The organism is Allofournierella massiliensis (assembly GCF_964241245.1).
Taxonomy (GTDB): domain Bacteria; phylum Bacillota; class Clostridia; order Oscillospirales; family Ruminococcaceae; genus Allofournierella; species Allofournierella massiliensis.
The window spans coordinates 1-22,023 of record NZ_CAXSWZ010000005.1; the positions used below are offsets into that span (position 1 = coordinate 1).

Consider the following 22,023-nt stretch of genomic DNA (forward strand, 5'->3'; position numbering starts at 1 on the left):
CCACCTGTCTTCTTGTTTTCAAACAGAAAACCTGCTCTGGCCTGATTGCCAAAGCAGGTTTTTCTACAGGCTGAAACGGCTCTCTGACAATGCGGTCAGAGAGCCGTTTTCCTTTTTATCGGATGGCGGTTCCAAGTCCTTTTTCCTTCCGCCACTGAGGCGGATTTCCGTCATCGCCCCAGTATTCATCCAGGAAAACAATCCGATCATTTTCCGTTCGCATGAAGGAAGTTACATGGCAGGAAACTGTTTTATCCCGGGAATATACATGTACCACAGTGATGATCAGATCTCCAATCTGTTCCACCCTCTCAACCTCGCCGGCCCAGCTGCCGGGATACTCGCAGTTTGCCCTTAGAAACTCCTCCACCGTAAACTGCTCGTTGGTATTGGGCCAGCGGATTATCGCATCTTTCCGGAAAAAGTGCCGCATCGTTTCTGCTTCCTGCGCCAGCGCAGCGCTCCAGTACCTCTCCACATCCATAACCTGGCTCTCCTTCCCTACCCGGCAGCTGTCTTGCTGCCTGCCAATTCAAACGCCACCAGCCCGCATTCCAGAGGATGGTCGTAATACACGACATCCGCTTTGTGTGGGTGGTAACGCAGCAGTTTCAAGGCAATCAGAAAATCCCCGCCACCACCCAGAATCATCAGCTCTGCCAGCAAAAACAGCCCCAGGCTGCCTGTCAGGATGGAAAGCCCCGCCAGCCCAAAGCCCAGAATCAGGGTGGGCATCAATCCGCCCAGCAGATACTGCCATCGTTTCAGGCCGTCTTTACAAGTACAATAGGGAGTGAGCATCTGCCAGATCACGCCGAAGGCGATGGCTCCAAACCCCCGGGGCGCCATCAACGCCCAGGTAACGCCATGAATCACCTCATGCAGTACCACCAGAACAAAGGCCGCCACCAAAAAAAGGAGCATTTCTGTCATCGAGAAATAAATGCTGCCCTGTGGATTCTTTGCAAAGAAGAGAACAGCCGCCACCGCAAGAAAAGGCAGCATAATCACCACTGCAAGCACATTGGCCCGCACCACATCCACGGTCAGATCCACTCTCTGATATCCCTGTTTCTCCATGCTGCGGCACAGTTGCTGATACCCTTCATACCGGGCCTGTTCCTGCTTTGAAAGTTTTCGATTTGGCCGTTCTTCCATGTTTCCACTCCCCCTGCTTTTCTGATGCCATTATAGCATATCCGTCTTTTTGATTCCAATCACATAGCCTCTCCCTTTCCGGGGCAGACTAACAGCAGGGAGGTGACCACAATGACACGTAAAAATGCTGATGCTGTTTCCAACTGCATCGAGCCCGCTGCCCGGGCCGCAAAGGCCCGGGAGAAAGGCAGCTTGCAACCGGATCTGGCCTATACCGGCCAGCAGGCTTTGCCAGGCCCCAAAGGCTGGGTGGAAAACGAAACCACCGTGCGCAGCAAACTGAAAAGCAAGGAGCAATTCCCACAGGGCTGAATGCTTCGGTTAAATTCCTGATTTTTCCAGTTAGGGCTTGCATTCTTTCCCTTCATCCAGTACAATAAGGTCTGATGATACCCCGGGAGGGGGTATGTTCCCCTCCTAATTCATGGATAAAGGAAGGATATTTTCCCATGGCAGAATTCAAATATGAGATTACCGAACGCATCGCTGTGCTGTCCCAGAGTGCCAACGGCTGGGAGCGTCAGCTGAATATGGTAAGCTGGAACGACCGTGAGCCCAAGTACGACATCCGCGACTGGTCCCCCGACGGCACCAAGATGGGTAAGGGCATCAGCCTGAGCCACGACGAGATGGCCATTCTGAAGGGCATTCTGGAAGAACTGGAGCTGTAATGGGCTACCAGGAGGATTTTTGCAGCCTGCTTTCCAGCCAGGTGCAGCGCCACGGCGTGGACAAGCTGCTGGAATGGCTGGCCGGCACGGACTTTTTCCGCGCACCCGCATCCACCCGGTTCCACGGGGCCTGCGAGCAGGGTCTGGTGATGCACAGCCTGAACGTATATCAGGCCTTCATGGACCGCTTCTATGAGGAAGGCGTGGACAATCTGGAGAGCGTGACCCTGTGCACCCTGCTCCACGATCTGTGCAAGGCCAATTACTACAAGGCGGGCACCCGCAACGTGAAGAACGAAGCCACCGGTCAGTGGGAAAAGGTGCCCACCTTCAATGTGGAGGATCAGTTTCCCTACGGCCACGGCGAGAAGAGCGTGTTTCTGATTGAACGTTTTGTACGGCTCAAGCCCGCCGAGGCGGTGGCTATCCGCTGGCACATGGGCGGCTTTGACGATGCCGCACGGGGCGGCAGCTGGGCGATCAGCCAGGCGTACGACGCTTACCCTCTGGCGGTGAAGCTGCACATGGCGGACCTGACCGCCACTTATCTGATGGAAAAAGGCACCGGCCGCCACTGACCGGCCCGCCGCTTCTTCCCAAACCGAAAAAAGCATGGAACGGTAAATCCGCTCCATGCTTTTCTTTTTGCTGTGTTTTCCTTATTTTTGCAGCAGCCGGTCCAGAAGCTCCAGCAGATTCTGGCTGCGGGAGGGCGCTTTCGAGGTCTTGGGCGGCTGCTCCGAGCTCTTGTGAGCCTTGGGGGCCACAGAATGACGGGGTTTAGGCGCCGCGGCAGGCTGGGGATAACGGGCTGCCTGACTCTCCAGCCGATCCAGACTCTGCTGGGTCTCCCCCAGTGCATCGTAGATGCTGCCGGTGGCCTGCTGCAGCTGCTGAGCCGCCTGATTGATCTGGGCATCCACCTGGGCCAGCTGCTGGCGCAGCTCCCGGATGCTCTCGGCCACATGGCGGCTGCTTTCAGCCAGACGTGCCTGCTCAGCGCGGGCATAATCCCGCTGGCGCTGCCGCTCGGCGGCAAGCTGCTGGCGCTGGGCCAGTTTCTTTTCCTCCAGCTCCTGGAAGCGCAGATCCAGACTGCGGCCGCGCTCCTCCACATTTTTCATCAGCTGGGCAGCCTGTTCCCGGCTCTTCTGGCGGAAGCTTTCCTGCTGCTGATCCAGCTGACGGGCATATGCCTGCTTTTCCTCTTCCACAGCCTGACGGGCCTGCTCCACCTCCTGCTGACGGCTGGCCAGCAGCTGCTGCAGATTCTGCAGATCGGCCCGCAGAACCACCGTTTCCTGCTCCTTGACACACAGGCGTTTCTGGTAAGTATCCGCATTTTCCCGGGCGCTGAGCAGCTGGCTTGCCAACCCGCTGGCCCGCTCGGTTTCCTGGGCAGTGAGCTTTTCCTGAGCGGCCAGCTTGTCGCACACTTCACGGGTCTTGTCCACCAGAAGCTGCTTGTCCTTTTTCAGCTGCTCCACTTCCTCACGCAGCTTGTCCGCCGCCTGCTGCTGCGCCTGCTTTTCCGCCTGATTCCGGGCAGTGAGCTGTTCGATATAGGCCAGTACATCGGCCTTTTTAAAGCCTCCCACCACCGCTGTTTTGAATTCGCCCGGCTTTTGCTGCTCTGCCATAGGGCAGCCCCTCCTCGCTGTTTTTTCCACAAGAAACGTTGGCCCCGCGGCACAAAAATGCCGCGGGGCCCGAAACTTCGTTGTTTATTTGCGCTTGTTCAAAAGGCCCATGATCTGATCAAAATAATCCCGGTCATCGTCGTCCTCAGTGCTGGAGGAAGCACCCATACCGCTGGAAGCGGTGGTGGAGCTGCTCACACTGGCAGCGCTGGAATCGCTGCTGAACACCGCGGAGGGCATACCGGTGGAGCTGGAAGCCGCCGGCCGCTCGGGTACGGGCACATTGCTGCCCACGTTCTCAAAGCCGGTGGCAACCACGGTTACCCGCATCTCGTCGGACATGCTCTCGTCAAACGCGGTACCCCAGATGATGTTTGCATCCGGATGCGCGGACTGGGTGATCAGGCTGGAAGCCTGCTCCACCTCCTCCAGGCCGATGTCCGGAGAAGAGGTGATGTTGATGATGACGCCCCGGGCGCCGGAGATGCTGGTCTCCAGCAGCGGGCTGGAAATGGCTGCCTTGGCCGCGTTTTCCGCCTTGCCCGCACCCTTGGCACTGCCCACACCCATGTGAGCATAGCCGGCATCCTTCATGATGCTGCGCACGTCGGCGAAGTCCAGGTTGATGAAGGCGGGAATGTTGATCAGGCTGGAGATGCTTTCCACGCCCTGACGCAGCACGTTGTCGGCCGCCTCAAAGGCGTTCATCAGAGTGATCTTCTCCTGGCTGATCAGCTTCAGGCGCTCGTTGGGAATCACGATCAGGCTGTCCACATGCATGAGCAGCGCGGTGATGCCCTGCTCGGCCAGGCTCATCTTGCGGCGGCCCTCGAAAGCGAAGGGCTTGGTTACGATGCCAACGGTCAGGATACCCAGCTCGTGGGCCACCTCGGCCACCACAGGAGCCGCACCGGTGCCGGTGCCGCCGCCCATACCGGCGGTGATGAAGGCCATCTGAGCGCCCTTCAGCGCGCTGGCGATCTCGTCCTTGCTTTCCTCGGCGGCACGCTGGCCAATCTCCGGATCAGCGCCTGCGCCGCGGCCCTTGGTCAGCTTGGCGCCCAGCTGCACCTTCTGGGTGGCGTGGCTCTTGAGCAGAGCCTGCTGGTCGGTGTTCATGGCGATGAATTCCACGCCCTGAAGGCCGGCCTCCACCATGCGGTTCACAGCGTTACCGCCGCCACCGCCAACACCGATTACCTTGATATTTGTGATATTCTGCATCTCTTCATCGAGAACGAATGCCATTGAAACTTCCCCCTAAAGTATTATTCCGTCTATTTGATCAGGCCGTGCCCCAGCGCAAAACGACCGGGCATACAAAGGCCACTATAATTATCAATACAGCTATTAATAGAGTACCAGATAATGCGCACAAATTCAAGTGCAAGAATGCCGCCATTTCACAGTTTTTTCCTCATATCTGGGGGGATGCTGTCACTCCTGCTCCTCCTGCACTGCCAGCTGTACCCGCGCCCCCAGGCTTTGCAGGGTGGCGGGCAGGCCCAGATAGCCCCGGCGCAGATGTTCCAGGCCGAACACCTGGCTTTCTCCGGCCGCTGCAAGCGCCGCTACCACCAGTGCGGCAGTGCCCCGCAGGTCACTGCCCTGCACCTTTGCCCCGCTCAGCCGACGCACACCGGTGATCTCCACCGCCCGGCCTGCCCGGCAGGCCTGCGCCCCCATGGCCGCAAATCCGGCCGCACAGGAAAAACGATTTTCAAACACCGTATCCTCCACCGCACTGCGGCCCACCGCACACAGCAGGGCCGCGGCCACCACCGGGGCGGCGTCGGTACAGAAGGCCGGATACACCCCGGTATATACCCGGCCCACTCCCTTCAGCGTACGACTGCGTTCCACCAGAAAGGCCCGATCCTGCCGCTGCACCCCGCAGCCCGCCAGCTCCAGTACCGCCAGCACCGGCTCCAGAAACTCCGCCGGGCAGCCCTGAATGCGCACCTGCCCGCCCGCGCTGGCCACTGCCGCCGCCAGTGTAGCGGCATAGATCCGATCCGGAATAGGGGTATAAGCGGTGCCTTGCAGTTCCGTGCGGCCCTGCACCCGGATTACCGGGCCGCCCGCTCCCTGAATGGAGGCTCCACAGGCACACAGGTATTCCGCCAGGTCCACGATCTCCGGCTCCCGGGCCGCACCCCGCAGCACCGTTTCCCCTTTGGCCAGTACCGCTGCCATGAGAAGGGTTTCAGTGGCACCCACACTGGGCAGCCGCAGGGCGTAATCCACCCCATGCAGGCCACGGGGCGCAGTGAGGACCAGCTGGCCGTCCTCCCACTGGGTCTGAGCCCCCATGCGGCCCAATCCCTCCAGATGGATGTCGATGGGCCGGGGCCCCAGCTTACAGCCGCCGGGCATGGGCATCTGCACCCGGCCGAAGCGGTGCAGCGCCGGGGCCAGGTAAAACACCGAGCTGCGCATGGACCGGGCCGGGCCGTCCGGCAGAATCCCCCGACCCTGAGCGGCGGCGGCCCTCAGGCGCACTGCCGGCCCCTGACGCTGTGCCTGCCCGCCCAGCGCGGTGTAAATGGTAAGGCTCTGCTCCACATCCGCCAGCGCAGGTGCCTGCCGGATGACCGTTTCTCCCCGGCACAGCATACTGGCCGCGATCAGCGGCAGCACACTGTTTTTTGCCGCAGGCACCATCGCCTGCCCGAACAGCGGTCGCCCACCCGTTATCTTCAGATACTCCCCCACATCAATCGCCCCTTTTTCATGAATTTTCCAAGTGTTTAGCCCAATGTATGTGCCGGGGCATTTTGATGTGAAAAGAACAGGGAACTTTTTGAGGAAGTCGAAAATCGCAGCCTAATATTTTTCCTGGAGGCCCTGCCGGCTCACCGAAAGCACAATGCCCATCTCGCCCAGCAGCATCATCAGACTGGTACCACCGGAGGAGAAAAAGGGCAGACTGATGCCGGTGTTGGGAATGGTGTTGGTGACCACCGCCATGTTCAGCACCGCCTGCATGACCACCTGCACCACAAAGCCCACAGTAAGCAGTGCGCCGAATTTATCCGGCGCACGCAGAGCGATCACCGCTCCCCGCAGCAGAAGCATCACGAACAGCAAAATCACCAGACAGGCGCCGAGAAATCCCAGCTCCTCGCAAAGGATGGAAAAGATAAAATCGTTCTGAGGTTCGGGCACATACAGGTATTTCTGGCGGCTGTTGCCCAGCCCCAGACCGGTTGCTCCCCCGCTGCCGATGGCATACAGGCTCTGGATGGTCTGATGACCATCGCCCAGCGGGTCGGAAAAGGGATCGATCCAGCTGGACAGCCGGTCCGCCGCATAAGGCACCAGATCCGGCAGCAGAATCACCGCACCGGCAATGGCTGCCGCGCCCAGACCACCAGCCAGTGCAAACCAGCGCATACCGGTGCCGCCTACAAACATGAGCACCGCCCCGATGCCGAACAGCAGCAGCGTGCCCGAGAGGTGAGGCTCCAGCAGCATAAGCACTGCCAGCACCCCCAGAATGGCCGCAAAGGGCAGTACCCCCACCGAGAAACGCTTCATCTTCTGATGGTTTAGCGAAATGATATGGCTGAAGGTGAGAATCACGGAAAATTTTGCTATCTCACTGGGCTGCAAGGTTCCCAGACCAGGCAGAACAATCCACCGTTTGCAGCCGTTGTATTCCGGCATGAACAGCACCACCACCAGCAACACCAGAGACAACCCCAACATCGGCCAGGCCAGTTTATGGTAGATGTGATAATCCACCCGGCTGGCCAGATACAAAGCAATCAGCCCCACCGCCGCGAACAGCAGCTGCGGCCGGATATAGGCAAAGGCATCGCCCCGGCGATAGAGGGCCACCGCATAACTGGCGCTATACAGCATCACAAGCCCGAAGCTCACCAGTGTGAGGACCAGCACCAGAAAGGGCAGATCCATGGGCGGGAGCTGATGACCCCAAAGCTCCCGAAAAAAGTGTTTGTCTGACCCGGAGGCGACACTGCGTTCTCCGGACTGGCGAATCTTTTCCATGGGGCATTCTCCTCCTTTTTCGGCTCGTTTTGTGGCAGTATGGGCCAGCGCACGGCCCGCTATTCCGGCTTCACATCATCGCCATCCGGCGGGATGGTGGGATCCTGGAATACCACTGTTACCGCTGTGCCCATGGTGGCGCTCTCCCCTGCCGCCATACTCTGGTTTACCGCCACCGCATTTTCACTCTGCACCGCCCCCACGGCCAGCAGATTCAGCCCGGCTGCCTGCATCTCTGCCTGCACATGTGTCAGGCTCTGGCCATCCACAGCGGGTACCTGAGTGGCAAGCAGTTCCAGCCCCTCCTCGGTATAAAGCAGCACTGTGCTGCCCCGGGGCAACGTCAGCCCTCCTGCTGGGTACTGGGTCACCACGTCGTCGCCACTGCCCAGCGTTTTGGCCGCAAAACCGCTTTCCTGCAGCTGCTGGACGGCCAGTTCCGTATTTTTCCCGGTCTGATCCGGCACAACAGCCTGCATCTGCTCCTGCTCGGCTTCGGTGTAGCGCCGGGGCGTATCATAATATTCCAGCGTATTCTCAATGATACCGGCCACCACCGGTGCTGCCAGCGCGCCGCCGCTGGTGGTATAGCTGTGAGGTTCATCCAGCACAATAAGCACTGCAATCCGGGGATCATCGATGGGTGCCACCCCCACAAAGCTGGCCACCCGGGCATCCTCGTCCTCCGAGTCCAGCTTCTGGCTGGTTCCGGACTTTCCCCCCACCGCATAGCCCGCCACGTAGGCGTTTCTGCCGCCGCCTTCCAGCACCACACTCTGCATCAGCTGGCGCATGGTAGCGCTTGCCTCCTCGCTGATGACCTGCCGCTTCACCGTGGGTTCATTCTTCTGCACCACATCTCCCTGAGCGTTCACCACCTGCTCCACCACATAGGGCTGCATCAGTTTGCCGCCGTTCACAATGGCGCTCACTGCAGTAATCACCTGAATGGGTGTAATTTTGCTGGACTGGCCAAAAGAGCAGCTTGCCAATTCCACCGGACCCGCCCGGCAGATGAATTTGGCTAAAACAAAAGCAGGCGGCAAAGCAGAAATCTGCTTTGCCGCCTGTGAATACACTTGTTTTTACTATTTAATAATGTAATTATAAAGCGGTTTCGCCGCAATATTCCTTCTTGAGAAGGGCCATCAGGGCATACAGCCGTTCATCCTTGATGGAATAACGTACGAACTGCCCCTCCTTTTGTGCCTGCACCAGCTGCCCTGCCCGCAGCTTTTGCAGATGCTGCGAAAGTGCGGGCCCGCTGATGCCCGGCACCGTACCTGCCAGCTCACCCACGGTCATGGGCTTTTCCAGCAGAGCACACAGGATCAGCAGCCTGTTTTCGTTGGCCAGCTGGCCCATCAGCTCCGCGATTTTCCGCGCCTGTTCCCGCATGGCTCACTCCTCCTTTTTCCCGCATCCGGCACAGCCGGCGCACCCCTGCGCGGAGCAGGCAGTCTGCACACTTTCCCCCCGGGGGGCGCGCAGTTTACAGATCAGCTGGGTCATGGTGCCCATGGGGCAGAACACACACCAGCTGCGGGGTTTAAACAGGGCCATCACGATCCAGCCGATCAGGTTGGAGGTGAGCATCAGGCTGTAAAAGCCGAAGGCAAACTGTGCCACCCAGGGAGCCACTGCTTCCCCGTGATACGCCCAGTCCCAGGGCAGGCGGAAGGTCCAGAACAGCTTGACCGTCTCGCTCAGATTCTGTGCCCCGGAGCCCACCAGATAGGTGACCCAGAGCATCTGAGAGAACATGGCAAAGAAAAAGACCAGAAAACCGTAACGAAACCATTTGGAGCGCATCCAGTTCGGAGTGGGGCGATTGGCGCTGAGCTTCAGTCTGCCGCCCAGCAGCGAGAGAAACTGCCCCCGGTCACAGTAGCGGTTGCAATACAGCTTGCTGCCGCCAAAGATGGCAATGAACAGCGGCAGGCAGAAAAAGATCATGCCCAGCCAGGCAAACAGGATATTGAAAAAGCCCAGCGCCAGATAGATGGGCGTGACAATCCACAGATGATCATACCAGTGTTTTGCCTTCTTCATTGCCGGATCCCCCTTTCCGCAAGTTCAATGGCCCCTGCCGGGCATTCCTTCGCGCAGCGGCCACAGCCCACACAGCGGGCTTCGTCCACTCTGGCCTCCACCCCATGCCACACGGCGATGGCATCCATCGGGCATACCTTGACGCAGCAGCCACAGGCCACACAGTAGTCCCGGTCCACCCGGGCATATCGTTTCGACGGCATACGTTCCCCCTTGCCGCGCGGTGCGGAGCATTCCATTCTTCGCAAGCCGCGCTTTTTGTTTAAGTATTTAAGCAAATACTAATATAACTGTTTTATCCCCTTCTGTCAAGCGCAAAAACGGCCAAGGCCGCATCCACTGCCTGGCAGGGATACGGCCTTGACCGTTTGTATGAGGTTGGGGCGGGCAGACACGACATGTCTTGTGGGCCCAGACATGCCGCCGTTCATCGCCCCGATGCGAGGAACAGTCTCTTATTTGACCAGCTTCTTGAACTCGTCAGCCACAAACTGAACCTTGGGTCCGATGATGACCTGAACGCTGGTCTTGCCGGGACGAACCACGCCGGCAGCGCCGGAAGCCTTGATCTTCTTCTCATCCACCAGCAGGCGGTCCTTAACTTCCAGACGCAGGCGGGTGATGCAGTTGTCCACGTTGGTCACGTTGGCAGCACCGCCAACGCCTTCCAGGATGGCAGCGGCCATGGCAGCGTAATCGCTGCTGCCCAGCTCGATGTTCATCTCGGCAGCATTGTCGTCGTCCTCACGGCCGGGGGTCTTCAGATTCAGCTGGACGATCAGGATGCGGAAGATCACATAGTACAGGACGAAGAATACCAGGCCGATGGGGATCAGCAGCCAGGAGTTCATGGCGAAGGGAGCCTTGAAGCTCAGGAACCAGTCAACGAAACCGGCGCTGAAATTGAAGCCGGCACGGATGGGCAGAGCAGCCACGATGCCAACAGACAGGCCGGTCAGCAGGGCGTGCACAACGTACAGAGCGGGAGCCAGGAACATGAAGGAGAACTCCATGGGCTCGGTAACACCAGTCAGGAAGGAGCACAGGGCAACAGACAGCAGGATGCCGGCGGTAACCTTCTTCTTCTTGTCCTTGGCGGTGTGGTACATGGCCAGCGCAGCGCCGGGCAGACCGAACATCATGACGGGGAAGAAGCCAGCCTGGTACATACCGGTCTGACCCAGAACGCCGCCTTCCATGGTGCCCCAGAACTTGCCGATATCGTTGATGCCGGCAACGTCAAACCAGAACACGCTGTTCAGAGCGTGGTGCATGCCGATGGGGATCAGCAGACGGTTCAGGAAACCGTAGATGCCGGCGCCCACAGCGCCCATGCCCAGAACGCTCTCGCCAACCCATACCAGGAAGCCGTAAACAACGGGCCATACGAAGTACAGGGGGATGCAGACCACCAGAGTGGTGAGCACGGTCATGATGGGCACGAAACGACGGCCCGCGAAGAAGCCCAGGAAGTCGGGCATGTTGGTCTTGTAGAACTTGTTGTAGCATCCGGCAGCAATCAGGCCGCACAGGATACCGATGAACTGGTTGTTGATCTTAGCAAATGCAGCGGGAACAGTGGCGTCAGCACCCAGAATCAGCTGAACAACACTGGTACCGAGCATGGTCTGCACAGTCAGCCAGGAGATGATGGCTGCCAGAGCGGAAGTACCCTCCTGATCCTTGGACATGCCGATGGCTACGCCCAGAGCGAACAGAATGGCCATGTTGTCGATCAGAATGCCGCCGGCCTTGATCAGCAGCAGAGCGAGCAGGCTATTGGCGCCCCAGCCGGTGGGGTCGATCCAGTAACCGATACCCATCAGGATACCGCCGATGGGCAGACATGCCACGGGCAGCATCAAAGACTTGCCCAAGCGTTGCAAAAATCGCATCATAAGTAATATCCTCCTAACACAGATCCCGGTGCCCGGCCGCAATGCCGAAACACCGAATTATCAGCACAGGGACGGCCGGCCCACAGCCGCCCCTCTTTGCCCAAACTTACAGGTTGGCCTTCAGGAACTCGGCCATGGAGGCAGCCGCAGCCTCCTCATCGGCGCCATCGAAGGTCAGGGTCAGTTCCATGCCCTGCTTGGCAGCCAGCTTCATCACGCCCATGATGCGCTTGGCATCCACGGAGGTGCCGTTTACCGCAACGGTCACATTGCAGGCGTTCTTTGCGGCCTCTTTCACCAGCAGGCCGGCGGGACGGGCATGCAGGCCCAGGGGATCAGCGATTACATGTTTGATTTCTTTCATAAGATTATACCTCGCTTTCGCAAACTTTCTTTCTCAATTCCAAAACCCGGCCGGGCGATACCGACAGTTCGTCGTAGCCCATTTCCAGGAAGGTCTCCGTCAGGGAAATATCCGCGCCCAGCTCACCGCAGATGCCGCACCAGATGCCCTCCGCATGGGCGTTCTCGGCAATCATGCGCAGCAGCGCCAGCACCGCAGGATGATGGGGATCGTAGAACTCATCCAGTTTGGCATTCTGCCGGTCAATGGCCAGCGTGTACTGGGTCAGATCGTTGGTGCCCACGCTGAAGAACTGAACTTCCTTCGCCAGCTCGCGGCTGAGCACCGCAGCAGCGGGAGTCTCGATCATGATGCCCAGCTCCACCTCACCGAAGGCGATGCCCTCGGCGGCAAGCTCGGCCTTGATGGTCTCGCAGAAGGCCTTGATGCGGCGAACCTCATCCACCGAGATGATCATGGGGAACATGATGCTCACGGGGCCGAAGGCGCTGGCACGGTAGATGGCCCGCAGCTGCGGCCGGAAGATATCCTCCCGGGTCAGGCAGATGCGGATGCCCCGGTAACCCAGAGCGGGGTTTTCTTCGTGCTCCAGACCGAAGTAATCCACCTGTTTGTCCGCGCCGATATCCAGCGTACGGATGACCACCGGGCGGCCCTGCAGGCTTTCCACCACCTTGCGGTAGGCCTGGAACAGCTCCTCTTCGGTGGGGAAGGTATCCCGGCCCAGATAGAGGAACTCACTGCGCAGCAGGCCCACGCCCTCGGCGTCGCCCTCCAGCACATACTTCACGTCGTCCGGGTTGCCGATGTTGGCAAACAGCTTCAGCTTGCGGCCGCTCTTGGAAACGGTGGGCTTGCCCCGGTAGGCTTCCAGCTGCTGGCGGTAGGCCTGAGCCTCGTCCCGCTTTTTCTCCATGGCGGCGCGGGTATCCTCGTCCGGCTCGATGTAGTAACGGCCCTCGAAGCCATCCACAATCATCATCTTGCCGTCCAGATCGTCGTCCAGAGTGATCTGCGCCTGCACCAGAGAAGGAATGTTCATGATGCGGGCCAGGATGGCGGTGTGGCTGTTGGAAGAGCCCTGGCGGGTCACAAAGGCCAGGATCTTATCCTTGGGCAGCTGCACGGTCTCGCTGGGGGTCAGATCCTCGGCCACCAGAATGCCGGGCTCCTCCATGGAGAAACCGGTCTTGCCGCCGCACAGGATGTTCACCAGACGGGTGGCCATGTCCTTTACGTCCACCGAACGGGCCTGCATATAGGCGTCGTCCATGGCGGCAAAGGCTGCGCTGAAGGCATCGCCGGTCTCGTGAGCCGCCTGCGCCGCGCTGGCGCCTCCGGCAATCATGTCCTGCACGCCCTCCAGATAATCCAGATCGTCCAGCATCATCATCTGAACGTCCAGAATCATGGCCTGCTCCTCGCCGATTTCCCGTTTGGTCTTTTCAAACAGCTCGGTCAGCTGAGCGCGGGCCGTTTCGCGGGCTTCGTCGAATTTTTTCTGCTCGGCGGCGGCATCGCCGCAGGAGCCGGGCAGCTCCGCCTGCTGATGGCGGTACACATAGGCACGGCCGATGGCCACGCCGGAAAATACGGGTCTACCAGTACCCTGACGCATTGCGTTTGTTCTCCTCTCTCTTATTCCTTGACCAGGGTGAGAACGGTATCGCCCTCAGCCACAGCGGCGCCGGTCTGTGCGTTCACTTCCTTGTAATCCGCAGTGTTGCAGATCACCATGGGAGTGATGGTGTCGAAGCCGGCGGCGGCAACCGCTTCCCGGTCGAACTCGATCAGCAGCTGGCCGGCAGTCACATGGTCACCGGTCTTGGCGTGGGTGGTGAAGTGCTCACCCTTCAGCGACACGGTCTCCAGACCCACATGGATCAGCACCTCAGCGCCGCAGTCCGCCTTCAGGCTTACCGCATGGCCGGTGTCGAACATCAGGTCCACGGTGGCGTCGCAGGGGGCAACCACACGGTTGCCGGTGGGCTTGATGGCCACACCCTTGCCCAGGATCTCCTCACCGAAGGTGGGGTCGCTGACCTGGTTCAGGGGAACAGCCTCGCCGGCCACCGGCGCACCCAGAGTGATGTCGCTGGATTTCTTGCCAAACAGTTTGTCGAAAATGCCCATGATAATGGTTCCTTCCTTTCCTTGATCGTCCTGTGTTATACAAAATCGAAATATTCGGGGGATGCTGTTTTATTGTTACGCGGCAGCCGGCTTAAACTTTCCTGCAGGTACGGTGCAGGCTGGCGGCCAGATAGGCCTGCTCTTCCGGGGGAAGACTGGTACCGCTTCGGCTGCACAGTCCTTCCACAATCTGCTGCGCACAGTGAAACTCTTCCGGGTAACACTGCCGCACCGCTTCCACAAAACGCGGATCCTTCTGGGTCTGCTCCTGGCCGGAAAAGGCCCGGAATACCAGGAATTTCAGATGAACGGTAAACTCGTCGTAAAAGCCGCTCTCCTGATCCAGATGCAGATGGGGCCAGCCCGCCAGGCTGGTAAGCACATCGTGCAGGGTCTGGGTAATGCGCAGGGTGTCCCGGATGGAATTTTCGTACTCCGCATTCACCAGATGCAGCGCAATGTTGGCAGCCTCGTCATCCGGGAAATGAATTCCCAGCTCCCGCTCCAGCAGCTCCAGACCATATTTGCCCAGTGCATACTCCCGCGGGTAGAAGGTTCGCACCTCTGCCAGAAGGGTGTTCTGGAACACGGTGCCCTTGCGCAGCCGCTCAATGGCAAAACAGATGTGGTCGGTAAGCGTCAGATAAACGCTGGGGCAGAGCTTGCGGCCCAGATCCTCGGTCGCCCGGTCCACAATGCGGCTGCATAGCTCGATCTGCTGAGGCGGCAGAGTGGAAAACAGATCCGTCAGGCGGCGCGCTTCATCCGGCGTCTGCATGCGAAACAGCTTTTCCACCTTTGCTGCATCCAGCTCATCGCCGCTGCGAAGGGAAAAGCCCAGCCCCCGGCCCATGGCGATCACTTCCTGGCCGTTTTCGTCCAGGCAGGACACAACGTTATTGTTGATGGATTTGAGTACCTTCATTCGCACGTTCCTCTCGCCTTTTGCCGAGGCAATAAAAAAACCATATTCAAAACCCTCCTCCGCACTGCGGAAGAGATGTGTTTGAATATGGTCTTGCCTGCCGTACAGTAACAACCCACTGTTCTTGTCAGCTAAATCTTACCAATCCGTTCACAGACTGTCAACATTTTTCCAGAAGATCGAATACTTTTCTATTGTTTGCACAAACATTTTTTCGGTATTTTGTGCAATTCATGCCTTGCAATTTGTGTCCATCTGTGGCTTTAGAGGCCCGCAAGAAGCTCCTTGGCCTGGCGGACCAGCGCCGCATCGGTGTATTCCCGCAGATATTCATCCGCCACAGGCAAGCCCATGGGCACGCCCTGCCGGCGGAAGGCCATGGGGCTTTCTACAGCCTTTTTGGCGGAGAAATGGAACTGACGCACACCGGCGGCAGCCAGTTTTTCCATGTTGCCGGGGTTCACGCCGCTGCCTGCCAGAATGTTCACCCGGCCATCGGCCCGCTGCACCAGCTGGGTCAGCAGCGGAATGCCCTGCTCGGCCTTTGCCTGCTGGCCGGAGGTGAGGATGGTGTCGAAGCCCAGCTCCACCGCATCCTCCAAGGCCTCAAAGGGATCGCGGCAGACATCAAATGCCCGGTGCAGCGTGCGGTGAAGCCCCCCTGCTGCAGCCACACAGCGGGCCAGAAATTCCCGGTCCAGCGCGCCATTGGGCAGCAGAGCGCCCAACACCACACCGTTCACCCCCAGCGCACGGCACTGCTCAATCTCCCACAGGGTAGCCTCCTGTTCAGAAGGGGTAAAGCAGAAATCGCCAAAGCGGGGGCGCAGCAGCACATTCACCGGAATATGAACCTGCTCCATCACCTGGCGCACCAGCGCAATGGAGGGGCTTGTTCCCCCAATGATCAGACTGCCACACAGCTCCAGACGGTCGGCGCCGCCTGCCTGGGCGGCCAGAGCGGATTCCAGCGAATCCACACAGATCTCCAGCAGATGTTCCATGATAGTTAACTCCTTTTTCTTCATCGGGCCACATTCGGCCCGCCTGCTTGTCTGGGGTTATTGTACACCATGGCCGCTTTGGGGGCAAGCATCGCTTTCCTTCTGATCGGTGGTTTTTTCCAGTTCCACCCAGTCTCCCTGGCTTTTCAGCCACATATCCAGGCCGTTGCCGCTGAATACCTCAGCTTCAGCGATGGGGTATCCCCGGGCATCGCGCCCCACCACCCGGCTGGTGGGCAGCCGATCCAGCACCGCCTCCAGATTGGGGCCGGTATAGACAAACCGAACCTTTTCCAGTTTTCCGCCATACATGAACTGGATGCGCTTGCGCATCTCACCTTCCTGAAAACGGTTTTTATAAGGTACCCGAAAATGCTCGTCGGTCACCTGAAAATGAGTGATTCGGTCGATGCGATAAATGGTAGGGCTTTTGTCCTGAGGGTTTTCAAAATGCTCCTGCCGATCGATGCCCCGGATAAAAGCCGCCAGATAAAAATAATACTCACTGAACAGAATTCCCACCGGTTCCACCACCCGGTCACAGAGGATTCCGTCCATTTTCCGGTAGCGAATATGCAGCACCCGCTGCTCCTTCACCGCGGTTCCCAACTGCCAGAGAGACTCAATAAACCGGCAGCCATGGTGCGGCTCCACATAGTGGAATCTCTCGTTGCGAATCAGTGCCTCCACCTGCTGCAGCTGCGCAGCCGGTGTGCAGCCCTGGATGAGCTTATCCAGAATAGGGAACATCTCTTCCTTCACCATGGAGCGGCTCTCCAGCAGGATTTTACACACCGCCAGCACCTCACTGTTGGTCAGGGTGGAGGTCTGCTGCCGGGTAAGGCGATATCCCCGGGCGCCCGGATCATACAGCACCTCCCGGCCATCCCGCCCTTCCGCAAAAAAGGCTTTCAGATCATCCAGATCACGCTGAATGCTTTTTTCTGTCACCCCGAAACGGGCAGCCCACTCCTTTTTATTGATCACCCTGCCGCCCAGCAACTCCTGCTGCAAAGCCAGCAGACGGTGCTGTTTCCTGGCAATCTCTGTATCGCGCACGCCATTCCCTCCAAAATCAAATAAAAACGGTTATGGTTAACCCTTTCAGTATACCCTTTGTCTTAATACTTTTCAATACAGTTCACACTATCAATACTAATTTGAACACCGGTTTCAAATACACTAAAGTAAAGAAAACACAATCAAAAACTACAACCAAGGGAGAGGACCATGGCAGAAAGCAAAACAATTGCACGGCAGGTGGGCGCCCGCATCCGCCAACTGCGCACGGACCGGGGAATGAGCCTGGAAAAACTTGCACTGGAATGCGGCATGAACCCGGCCTTTCTCGGCCATGTGGAACGCGGCCTGCGCTGCCCCACTGTATACACCCTCGCCCGTGTCTGCACCGGGCTTGGAATCAGCCTGGCCGAGCTGTTTCTGGCCGCTCCGGAACAGGAAAACGGCAATGCCGCGGCCATTCAACACGTGACCGACCGAATGCGAACGCTTACTCCACAGCAGGCTCAGGCTGTCGCCCGTCTGGTGGATGACGCACTGGAACTGATCGTCCCCTGAAGGCCCCTTTTTCTTACATGCTACGCTTCTGCATGGACACACCATTGTCCATATTATACTCCAACTGATCGAAAAAAGAAAAAGCGCGGATGCTGCTCTTCACAGAGCACACATCCGCGCCTTTTTTCATTCACACAGCAGTTTGGCCAGTTGATACCACAGGCGCTCTCTGCAGCAGCGCCCCCGCCGCCCCGCCGACACCGTAAATGTGGGCACCTGCCGGCCCAGAAAGTCCTCCGCCGTCTGCTGCAACAGCGCTTCCCGATTTTCCTGCCGGCCAAGTTGTCGATTCTCCAGCCGGGTGCAGAATTCAATCTGCACCGCCAGAACCGGAACATTCTGCAGCCGTCCAGCCGTACCATCACAGCCCCTGTTCCAGGCCTCCCGGGCTCGAAGCCTGCCGCCTCTTCCGGCGCATGCCAACAGAATTGCGCAGCCTTTTCCAGCGGACTTCTGCCCCGGTTCAAGGAACCCGTTGTGCGGATTTTCGTGTTCATCCGATGAACAAAGCCAGATCCGCCAGTTGCCCAGCCGGCAGCTGCTCTGTCTTCGGGCAGGCCGCGTTCCCAAAGCACGAAGCATCTGACATTGGAGCTTTCGGGAGGCTCCCAGCAAAAAAATTTCTGCCGGCTGCTCAAAGCCCTGTGCAGCCCGGCGACGACACTCCTGTTTTTCCGTTTCGGTCATTCCGGTATGGTGAAGCCAGCGCTCAAAACAGCGCATCATCCATTCGGCATTCCCGGTGTCACAGCCATCAGCACCAGCCGCAGGGTATCCGATTGTTCCAGATTGAACGCAGTTCCCCACAGTACATCCAGTTCTCCGGTTCGTTTCACAGTTCCGTGCCACAGTTCCACCACCTCTTCCAACCGGCAGTCCGCACTGGATCCAATGCTCACCACCAAAGCCCCTTCCCGAGGCATTTGCCAGCCCTGACAAGCCAGACTTCGCGCCAGATTGCGTTTTTTCCCGCTGCCGCTGGCCTGCACCATTGCCAGCCTGGCCCGTGAAGCCTCCTGAAGCGTCTGCACCAGGGTTTCCCGATCCAGTGTTGTGGTCAGACTGGGCGTACAGAACAATTCCCGCAATGCTTCCAGCTCATCTTCCGCGCTCAATTCGCTTTGCAGAATTACACATCCACGGGTGGGCAGCATCCGGGCATTTTTCAGCCTGCCCGGATTCCAGAGCACCAGAATTCCCCGCTGTCTTGCCCAGTCAGCCAGTTCTGACACTTCTCTGTATGATTCGGCTGATGAGTTCAGATAAAGAATATCTGCTCCGGCCAGCTCTTCCCCCATGAATTCTCTGTTCCGGGTGCCGTTGTCCCTCGTCTTTTCCAGCTGCACCGCCAAAAGCCGAAGGGGCCGGTTGCGTTGCCCTGCCCAGATGTCCCCCATAGCCATTCTCCCCCTTGATTTCCTTTCTTTACCAGTATAACGGCCATGATGGACAGGGCCCTGTCCATATTCTTCCATTTTTTAAAAAATTGCGCCATTTGTATTGATTTCCTTTTCCGCCCCATTGTCACATCCATCCCCCGGCAGTGGTCGGGCAAAGGAACAGTAAATTTCCACTCCGCCGTCCTCTGCCACTGTAATCTTTCGGATCAGTCTGCCCAATACCGCCCGGTTCGGACGCTTCAACTCCAGCAGATCCTCGGCCCGCTTCCGCATCTCCTCCAAATCCGGCCCTGTTTTTTGTTTGGTCTGCCTCTGCAAGAGGCAGCGCAGGCCCTCTTCCTTTTTCCGCAGCCGGGCGGAAACTATGGCATATTCCCCTGCATCGATCAGTCCTTCCAGCCGATCCGCATAAGCCTGACGGCGCTGGGCTGCCAAGCGATCCAGCTTTTGCTGCAAACGCTCCGGGGCCGTTTGGTCGAAAGAAAGGTCGACGCACAGACGGCGGGCAAGCTGTTCCGAAGCCGCGGCACACTGCATAAGCGGCCGCAGCCGTTCCAGCACCAGCTGCTCCAGCCTATCCTCCCGAATACGGTGGGCACTGCACTGCCCTGAATTCCGGGCATAAGTACCACAGATAAAATAGCAGTAGCCTCCCACCCGGTGGGGATACATTCGCCCTCCGCAGTCGGCGCAAACAACCAGCCCACTGAGCGCGTGCTCCCCTGTCCGGCTCGCATAGCGCCGCCGCCCCAGCAGCGCCTGCGCCTGCCGGAACTCCTCTTCGCTCACCAGCGGCGGGTGGGTATTCTCGCATACCATCCACTGCCCGGGCGGTACCGGGCGGCGGGTGTGAACCTTGTAGCTGGTCATCTCGGTCACATGCTGGGTCAGTGCTCCCCGGTAGGTGGGCAGGGTCAGGATGCGCCGCAGGGTGGCAGTACTCCATGCTCCGCCCTCCCGGCCCGCCCGGCGGGCAGCGGGAGACGGTATCCCCTGCTGTTCCAGCGTGCGGGCGATCTGCCCCAGCGTCTGCCTCGCCAGAAACGAATGATAGATGCGGCGCACCACCGGGGCGGTTTCCTCATCCGGCAAAAGGCGATATTTGTCCGCCGGGTCGATGCGGTAGCCATAGGGGGCCTGCCCGCCCAGAAATTTGCCCTCCCGTTGCAGCGTGCGTTTTGCCCGCAGCACCTTGGCGCTGCAATCCTTGGCATACAGCTCGTTGAGCAGAAATTTAAACACGCTGGGGTCCAGGCTCTCCCGGCTCATTTTTCCGGTGTCGTAGCCGTCGTTCACCGCAATGTAGCGCACACCCAACCGCTGAAAGGTCTCCTCCACCAGTGTGAGCGCCTGGCCGCAGTTGCGCCCCAGACGGGAAAGGTCGGTGGTGGCAAAGCAGCGAATGCGCCCGTTTTTCAGCTGGGCCATCAGCCGCTGAAAGCCGGGACGCTCAAAGTCGGTGCCGGTGTAACCGTCATCCTGAAACTCCGCCACCACCCGGAATCCGTTTTCCTCCGCCCACCGGTGCAGATAGGTGCGCTGATTGGCGATGGAGCCGCTTTCTGCCCCCTCTCCGTCTGCCGAGCTGAGTCGCAGATAGAGGGCGATGGGGGTCATCATTGCGTCCTGTTCCATCCGTCCTCCTGCCAGAAAGCAGCGTCCTGTTCCAGAATCTGCCGCAGCAGCTCCTCCAGCGGCGGCCCTCCCTCTTCAAAAGCAACCGTTATCCGCGGTGTTCCCTTCAATGTTCATTCCCTCTTTCCGGCCCGCAGCGGACCTTTGCTGCCATTCTATGCCGGGGCATCGGGGGGCTATGCGGTCTTTTTGCCAAAATAACCGCCGGCCCCATCCGGTCGGCGGTGTAAAACTCGCTTTTCTTTGGTTCGGCAGGCAGATCGATGCCGGTGGCCTCCTGCAACCCGAAGGCGGCAAAATAATCGCAGAAGGCCTCCTTGCCCAACCGCTGGCCAATCTGAATGAAGCTCTGGTTGCAGCTGTTCTGCAGGGCCTGAGCCAGATTCTGTACCCCATGCTGCTTGTGGTTGGCACAGTGAAAATGAATCCCTGCCACCCCGTATGACTCGCCGCAGAAAAAGCTGTCGCTGGTGGTGGCCACGCCTGCGTCCAGCGCAGCGGCACAGGTGATGAGCTTGAACACCGAACCGGGCTCGTAAAGGTCGCTCACCGCCTTGTTTCGCCACTGGGTCTGCTGGGCCAGGGTGAGGGCCTGGGTTCGCTCCTCGCCGGTGAGGGCATCCACCTGGGCGCGCACCGCTTCATCCTGAATCACCCGGGGTTCGTTGGGGTCGTAGTCCGGCTTGGTGGCAATGGCCAGAATGCGGCCGGTATCCACCTCCATCACAATGCCCACTCCGCGGGCGGTGACGCTGTGCTCCTTCACCGCCGTGGAGAGATAGTTTTCCAGATAATGCTGGACATTCACATCCACCGTGAGCTGCAGGCTGTTGCCCTGCACCGGCTGAATGTAGGTGTCATAATCGGTGGGCATGTCGTAGCCCCAGGCGTTCTTGGCGCTGAGCACCCGGCCGTCCTGCCCGGTGAGCAGGCTGTTGTATTCCAGCTCCAGCCCGGCCACACCCTGATTGTCCACATTGGTAAAGCCCAGCAGACTGGCGGCGAAATCCCCCTCCGGGTACCACCGCCTGGTATCCTGCAAAATGAGGATGCCCTGCCAGTCGTTTTCCAGGCAGGCTTCACGCACCGCGTCGGCGGTGGCCTGATCCACCCGGCGCTTGAGCAGCGCGTCGTTGCTTTTGCGCTGGCCCAGTTTTTCCAGCACATCCGCTTCGTTCAGCTCCAGAATCCGGGCCAGTGCGGCGGATGCCGCGGCCACATCCTCGTCCGCCATCTCTCTAGGTACTGCCCGGATGGTCCAGCAGCTGGCAGACACCGCCAGCGGGGTGCCGTTTGCGTCCAGAATATCCCCCCGTGGCGCGGGAACCACACTGTCCCGCAGCTGCTGGCCCGCCGCCCGCTGGGCATAAAAATCGTATTCATGGATTTGCAGATACCAGAGCCGCCCCACCAGCGTGGAAAAGCACACAGCCACAAAAAAACCGGCCGCCAGCCGGGTGCGAAGTCTCATTCCCCGGTTCTGGGCGGCCTGTGGTGTTTGTTTTTGCAAAAAAATCGCCCCCCTTCGCTCATTTATATGAGCCGAAGAGG

At 59.1% G+C, this 22,023-nt stretch carries 27 protein-coding genes; 5 read left to right on the forward strand and 22 right to left on the reverse strand.

The window, feature by feature from the left end:
• Nucleotides 1–115 precede the first annotated feature (115 nt).
• Complete coding sequence (locus ACESYO_RS03915; RefSeq protein WP_058967102.1) at nucleotides 116–484, reverse strand: nuclear transport factor 2-like protein; 369 nt, start codon at nucleotides 482–484, stop codon at nucleotides 116–118.
• Between the two features lie 17 nt (nucleotides 485–501).
• On the reverse strand, nucleotides 502–1,158 hold the full coding sequence (locus ACESYO_RS03920) for a DUF3267 domain-containing protein (protein WP_058967103.1): 657 nt from the start codon (nucleotides 1,156–1,158) through the stop codon (nucleotides 502–504).
• Nucleotides 1,159–1,269: 111 nt separating this feature from the next.
• Here ACESYO_RS03920 and ACESYO_RS03925 point away from each other — a divergent pair, with 111 nt between their 5' ends.
• From ACESYO_RS03925 to ACESYO_RS03935, 3 genes are all read left to right on the forward strand, one after another.
• The gene (locus ACESYO_RS03925; protein ID WP_058967104.1) at nucleotides 1,270–1,470 is read left to right on the forward strand and encodes a hypothetical protein; all 201 of its coding nucleotides are present in this window, start codon (nucleotides 1,270–1,272) and stop codon (nucleotides 1,468–1,470) included.
• A gap of 137 nt (nucleotides 1,471–1,607) precedes the next feature.
• Nucleotides 1,608–1,829 (forward strand): YdbC family protein, encoded by a 222-nt coding sequence (locus ACESYO_RS03930; RefSeq protein ID WP_058967105.1) that lies wholly within the window; start codon nucleotides 1,608–1,610, stop codon nucleotides 1,827–1,829.
• Nucleotides 1,829–2,407, forward strand: a complete 579-nt coding sequence (locus ACESYO_RS03935; RefSeq protein ID WP_058967106.1) for a hypothetical protein — start codon at nucleotides 1,829–1,831, stop codon at nucleotides 2,405–2,407. Before ACESYO_RS03930 ends, ACESYO_RS03935 begins: the two co-directional genes overlap by 1 nt.
• 81 nt (nucleotides 2,408–2,488) lie before the next feature.
• Here ACESYO_RS03935 and ACESYO_RS03940 read toward each other — a convergent pair whose 3' ends face one another.
• The 5 genes from ACESYO_RS03940 to ACESYO_RS03960 all read right to left on the reverse strand — a co-directional run bounded on the left by ACESYO_RS03940 (nucleotide 2,489) and on the right by ACESYO_RS03960 (nucleotide 8,427).
• The gene (locus tag ACESYO_RS03940) at nucleotides 2,489–3,469 is read right to left on the reverse strand and encodes a coiled-coil domain-containing protein (RefSeq protein WP_058967107.1); all 981 of its coding nucleotides are present in this window, start codon (nucleotides 3,467–3,469) and stop codon (nucleotides 2,489–2,491) included.
• 84 nt (nucleotides 3,470–3,553) lie between these two features.
• The gene (gene ftsZ / locus ACESYO_RS03945) at nucleotides 3,554–4,717 is read right to left on the reverse strand and encodes a cell division protein FtsZ (protein ID WP_058967108.1); all 1,164 of its coding nucleotides are present in this window, start codon (nucleotides 4,715–4,717) and stop codon (nucleotides 3,554–3,556) included.
• 189 nt (nucleotides 4,718–4,906) lie between these two features.
• A complete protein-coding gene (locus ACESYO_RS03950) occupies nucleotides 4,907–6,184 on the reverse strand; it encodes a UDP-N-acetylglucosamine 1-carboxyvinyltransferase (RefSeq protein WP_058967109.1) in 1,278 nt (425 codons plus the stop codon).
• A 111-nt stretch (nucleotides 6,185–6,295) separates the two neighbouring features.
• The gene (locus tag ACESYO_RS03955; protein ID WP_058967237.1) at nucleotides 6,296–7,390 is read right to left on the reverse strand and encodes an FtsW/RodA/SpoVE family cell cycle protein; all 1,095 of its coding nucleotides are present in this window, start codon (nucleotides 7,388–7,390) and stop codon (nucleotides 6,296–6,298) included.
• Between the two features lie 152 nt (nucleotides 7,391–7,542).
• Nucleotides 7,543–8,427 (reverse strand): penicillin-binding transpeptidase domain-containing protein, encoded by an 885-nt coding sequence (locus tag ACESYO_RS03960; protein WP_373211202.1) that lies wholly within the window; start codon nucleotides 8,425–8,427, stop codon nucleotides 7,543–7,545.
• Between the two features lie 4 nt (nucleotides 8,428–8,431).
• Here ACESYO_RS03960 and ACESYO_RS03965 point away from each other — a divergent pair, with 4 nt between their 5' ends.
• Complete coding sequence (locus tag ACESYO_RS03965; protein WP_373209426.1) at nucleotides 8,432–8,587, forward strand: hypothetical protein; 156 nt, start codon at nucleotides 8,432–8,434, stop codon at nucleotides 8,585–8,587.
• On the opposite strand, the gene ACESYO_RS03970 is transcribed toward ACESYO_RS03965, so the two are convergent.
• From ACESYO_RS03970 to ACESYO_RS04015, 10 genes are all read right to left on the reverse strand, one after another.
• Nucleotides 8,588–8,881 carry an ArsR/SmtB family transcription factor gene (locus tag ACESYO_RS03970; RefSeq protein WP_058967111.1) on the reverse strand — a complete coding sequence of 98 codons (294 nt, stop codon included), beginning with the start codon at nucleotides 8,879–8,881 and terminating at the stop codon, nucleotides 8,588–8,590.
• Nucleotides 8,882–8,884: 3 nt separating this feature from the next.
• Nucleotides 8,885–9,535, reverse strand: a complete 651-nt coding sequence (locus ACESYO_RS03975; protein WP_373209386.1) for a 4Fe-4S binding protein — start codon at nucleotides 9,533–9,535, stop codon at nucleotides 8,885–8,887.
• Nucleotides 9,532–9,738, reverse strand: a complete 207-nt coding sequence (locus ACESYO_RS03980) for a 4Fe-4S binding protein (RefSeq protein ID WP_058967113.1) — start codon at nucleotides 9,736–9,738, stop codon at nucleotides 9,532–9,534. The genes ACESYO_RS03975 and ACESYO_RS03980 overlap by 4 nt, the downstream gene beginning before the upstream one ends.
• Before the next feature lie 252 nt (nucleotides 9,739–9,990).
• Complete coding sequence (gene nagE / locus ACESYO_RS03985; protein WP_242868489.1) at nucleotides 9,991–11,433, reverse strand: N-acetylglucosamine-specific PTS transporter subunit IIBC; 1,443 nt, start codon at nucleotides 11,431–11,433, stop codon at nucleotides 9,991–9,993.
• A 106-nt stretch (nucleotides 11,434–11,539) separates the two neighbouring features.
• Entirely contained in the window at nucleotides 11,540–11,797 is a 258-nt protein-coding gene (locus ACESYO_RS03990) for an HPr family phosphocarrier protein (RefSeq protein WP_058967114.1), read from the reverse strand.
• 4 nt (nucleotides 11,798–11,801) lie between these two features.
• Nucleotides 11,802–13,415 (reverse strand): phosphoenolpyruvate--protein phosphotransferase, encoded by a 1,614-nt coding sequence (ptsP, locus tag ACESYO_RS03995; RefSeq protein ID WP_058967115.1) that lies wholly within the window; start codon nucleotides 13,413–13,415, stop codon nucleotides 11,802–11,804.
• A 20-nt stretch (nucleotides 13,416–13,435) separates the two neighbouring features.
• The gene (locus ACESYO_RS04000) at nucleotides 13,436–13,930 is read right to left on the reverse strand and encodes a PTS sugar transporter subunit IIA (protein ID WP_283127968.1); all 495 of its coding nucleotides are present in this window, start codon (nucleotides 13,928–13,930) and stop codon (nucleotides 13,436–13,438) included.
• A gap of 91 nt (nucleotides 13,931–14,021) precedes the next feature.
• Entirely contained in the window at nucleotides 14,022–14,855 is an 834-nt protein-coding gene (locus ACESYO_RS04005; RefSeq protein ID WP_077138647.1) for a PRD domain-containing protein, read from the reverse strand.
• A 263-nt stretch (nucleotides 14,856–15,118) separates the two neighbouring features.
• A complete protein-coding gene (locus tag ACESYO_RS04010) occupies nucleotides 15,119–15,859 on the reverse strand; it encodes a copper homeostasis protein CutC (RefSeq protein ID WP_283127970.1) in 741 nt (246 codons plus the stop codon).
• Nucleotides 15,860–15,916: 57 nt separating this feature from the next.
• Nucleotides 15,917–16,918 carry a helix-turn-helix transcriptional regulator gene (locus ACESYO_RS04015; RefSeq protein ID WP_058967119.1) on the reverse strand — a complete coding sequence of 334 codons (1,002 nt, stop codon included), beginning with the start codon at nucleotides 16,916–16,918 and terminating at the stop codon, nucleotides 15,917–15,919.
• 171 nt (nucleotides 16,919–17,089) lie between these two features.
• Between ACESYO_RS04015 and ACESYO_RS04020 the strand changes: the two genes are divergently transcribed.
• Nucleotides 17,090–17,437 carry a helix-turn-helix domain-containing protein gene (locus ACESYO_RS04020; protein WP_283127971.1) on the forward strand — a complete coding sequence of 116 codons (348 nt, stop codon included), beginning with the start codon at nucleotides 17,090–17,092 and terminating at the stop codon, nucleotides 17,435–17,437.
• A gap of 126 nt (nucleotides 17,438–17,563) precedes the next feature.
• Here the strand turns inward: ACESYO_RS04020 and ACESYO_RS04025 are convergent, their stop codons facing one another.
• The 5 genes from ACESYO_RS04025 to ACESYO_RS04045 form a co-directional block, all read right to left on the reverse strand.
• Nucleotides 17,564–17,758 carry a hypothetical protein gene (locus ACESYO_RS04025; protein WP_283127972.1) on the reverse strand — a complete coding sequence of 65 codons (195 nt, stop codon included), beginning with the start codon at nucleotides 17,756–17,758 and terminating at the stop codon, nucleotides 17,564–17,566.
• A gap of 401 nt (nucleotides 17,759–18,159) precedes the next feature.
• Nucleotides 18,160–18,834, reverse strand: coding sequence for a hypothetical protein (locus ACESYO_RS04030; protein ID WP_373209387.1), 675 nt, complete (start codon nucleotides 18,832–18,834; stop codon nucleotides 18,160–18,162).
• Between the two features lie 81 nt (nucleotides 18,835–18,915).
• Nucleotides 18,916–20,472 carry a recombinase family protein gene (locus tag ACESYO_RS04035; RefSeq protein WP_373209388.1) on the reverse strand — a complete coding sequence of 519 codons (1,557 nt, stop codon included), beginning with the start codon at nucleotides 20,470–20,472 and terminating at the stop codon, nucleotides 18,916–18,918.
• Nucleotides 20,454–20,582 carry a hypothetical protein gene (locus ACESYO_RS04040; RefSeq protein WP_276871071.1) on the reverse strand — a complete coding sequence of 43 codons (129 nt, stop codon included), beginning with the start codon at nucleotides 20,580–20,582 and terminating at the stop codon, nucleotides 20,454–20,456. The genes ACESYO_RS04035 and ACESYO_RS04040 overlap by 19 nt, the downstream gene beginning before the upstream one ends.
• A complete protein-coding gene (locus tag ACESYO_RS04045) occupies nucleotides 20,579–21,943 on the reverse strand; it encodes a peptidoglycan D,D-transpeptidase FtsI family protein (RefSeq protein ID WP_373209389.1) in 1,365 nt (454 codons plus the stop codon). The genes ACESYO_RS04040 and ACESYO_RS04045 overlap by 4 nt, the downstream gene beginning before the upstream one ends.
• Between the last annotated feature and the right edge of the window lie 80 nt (nucleotides 21,944–22,023).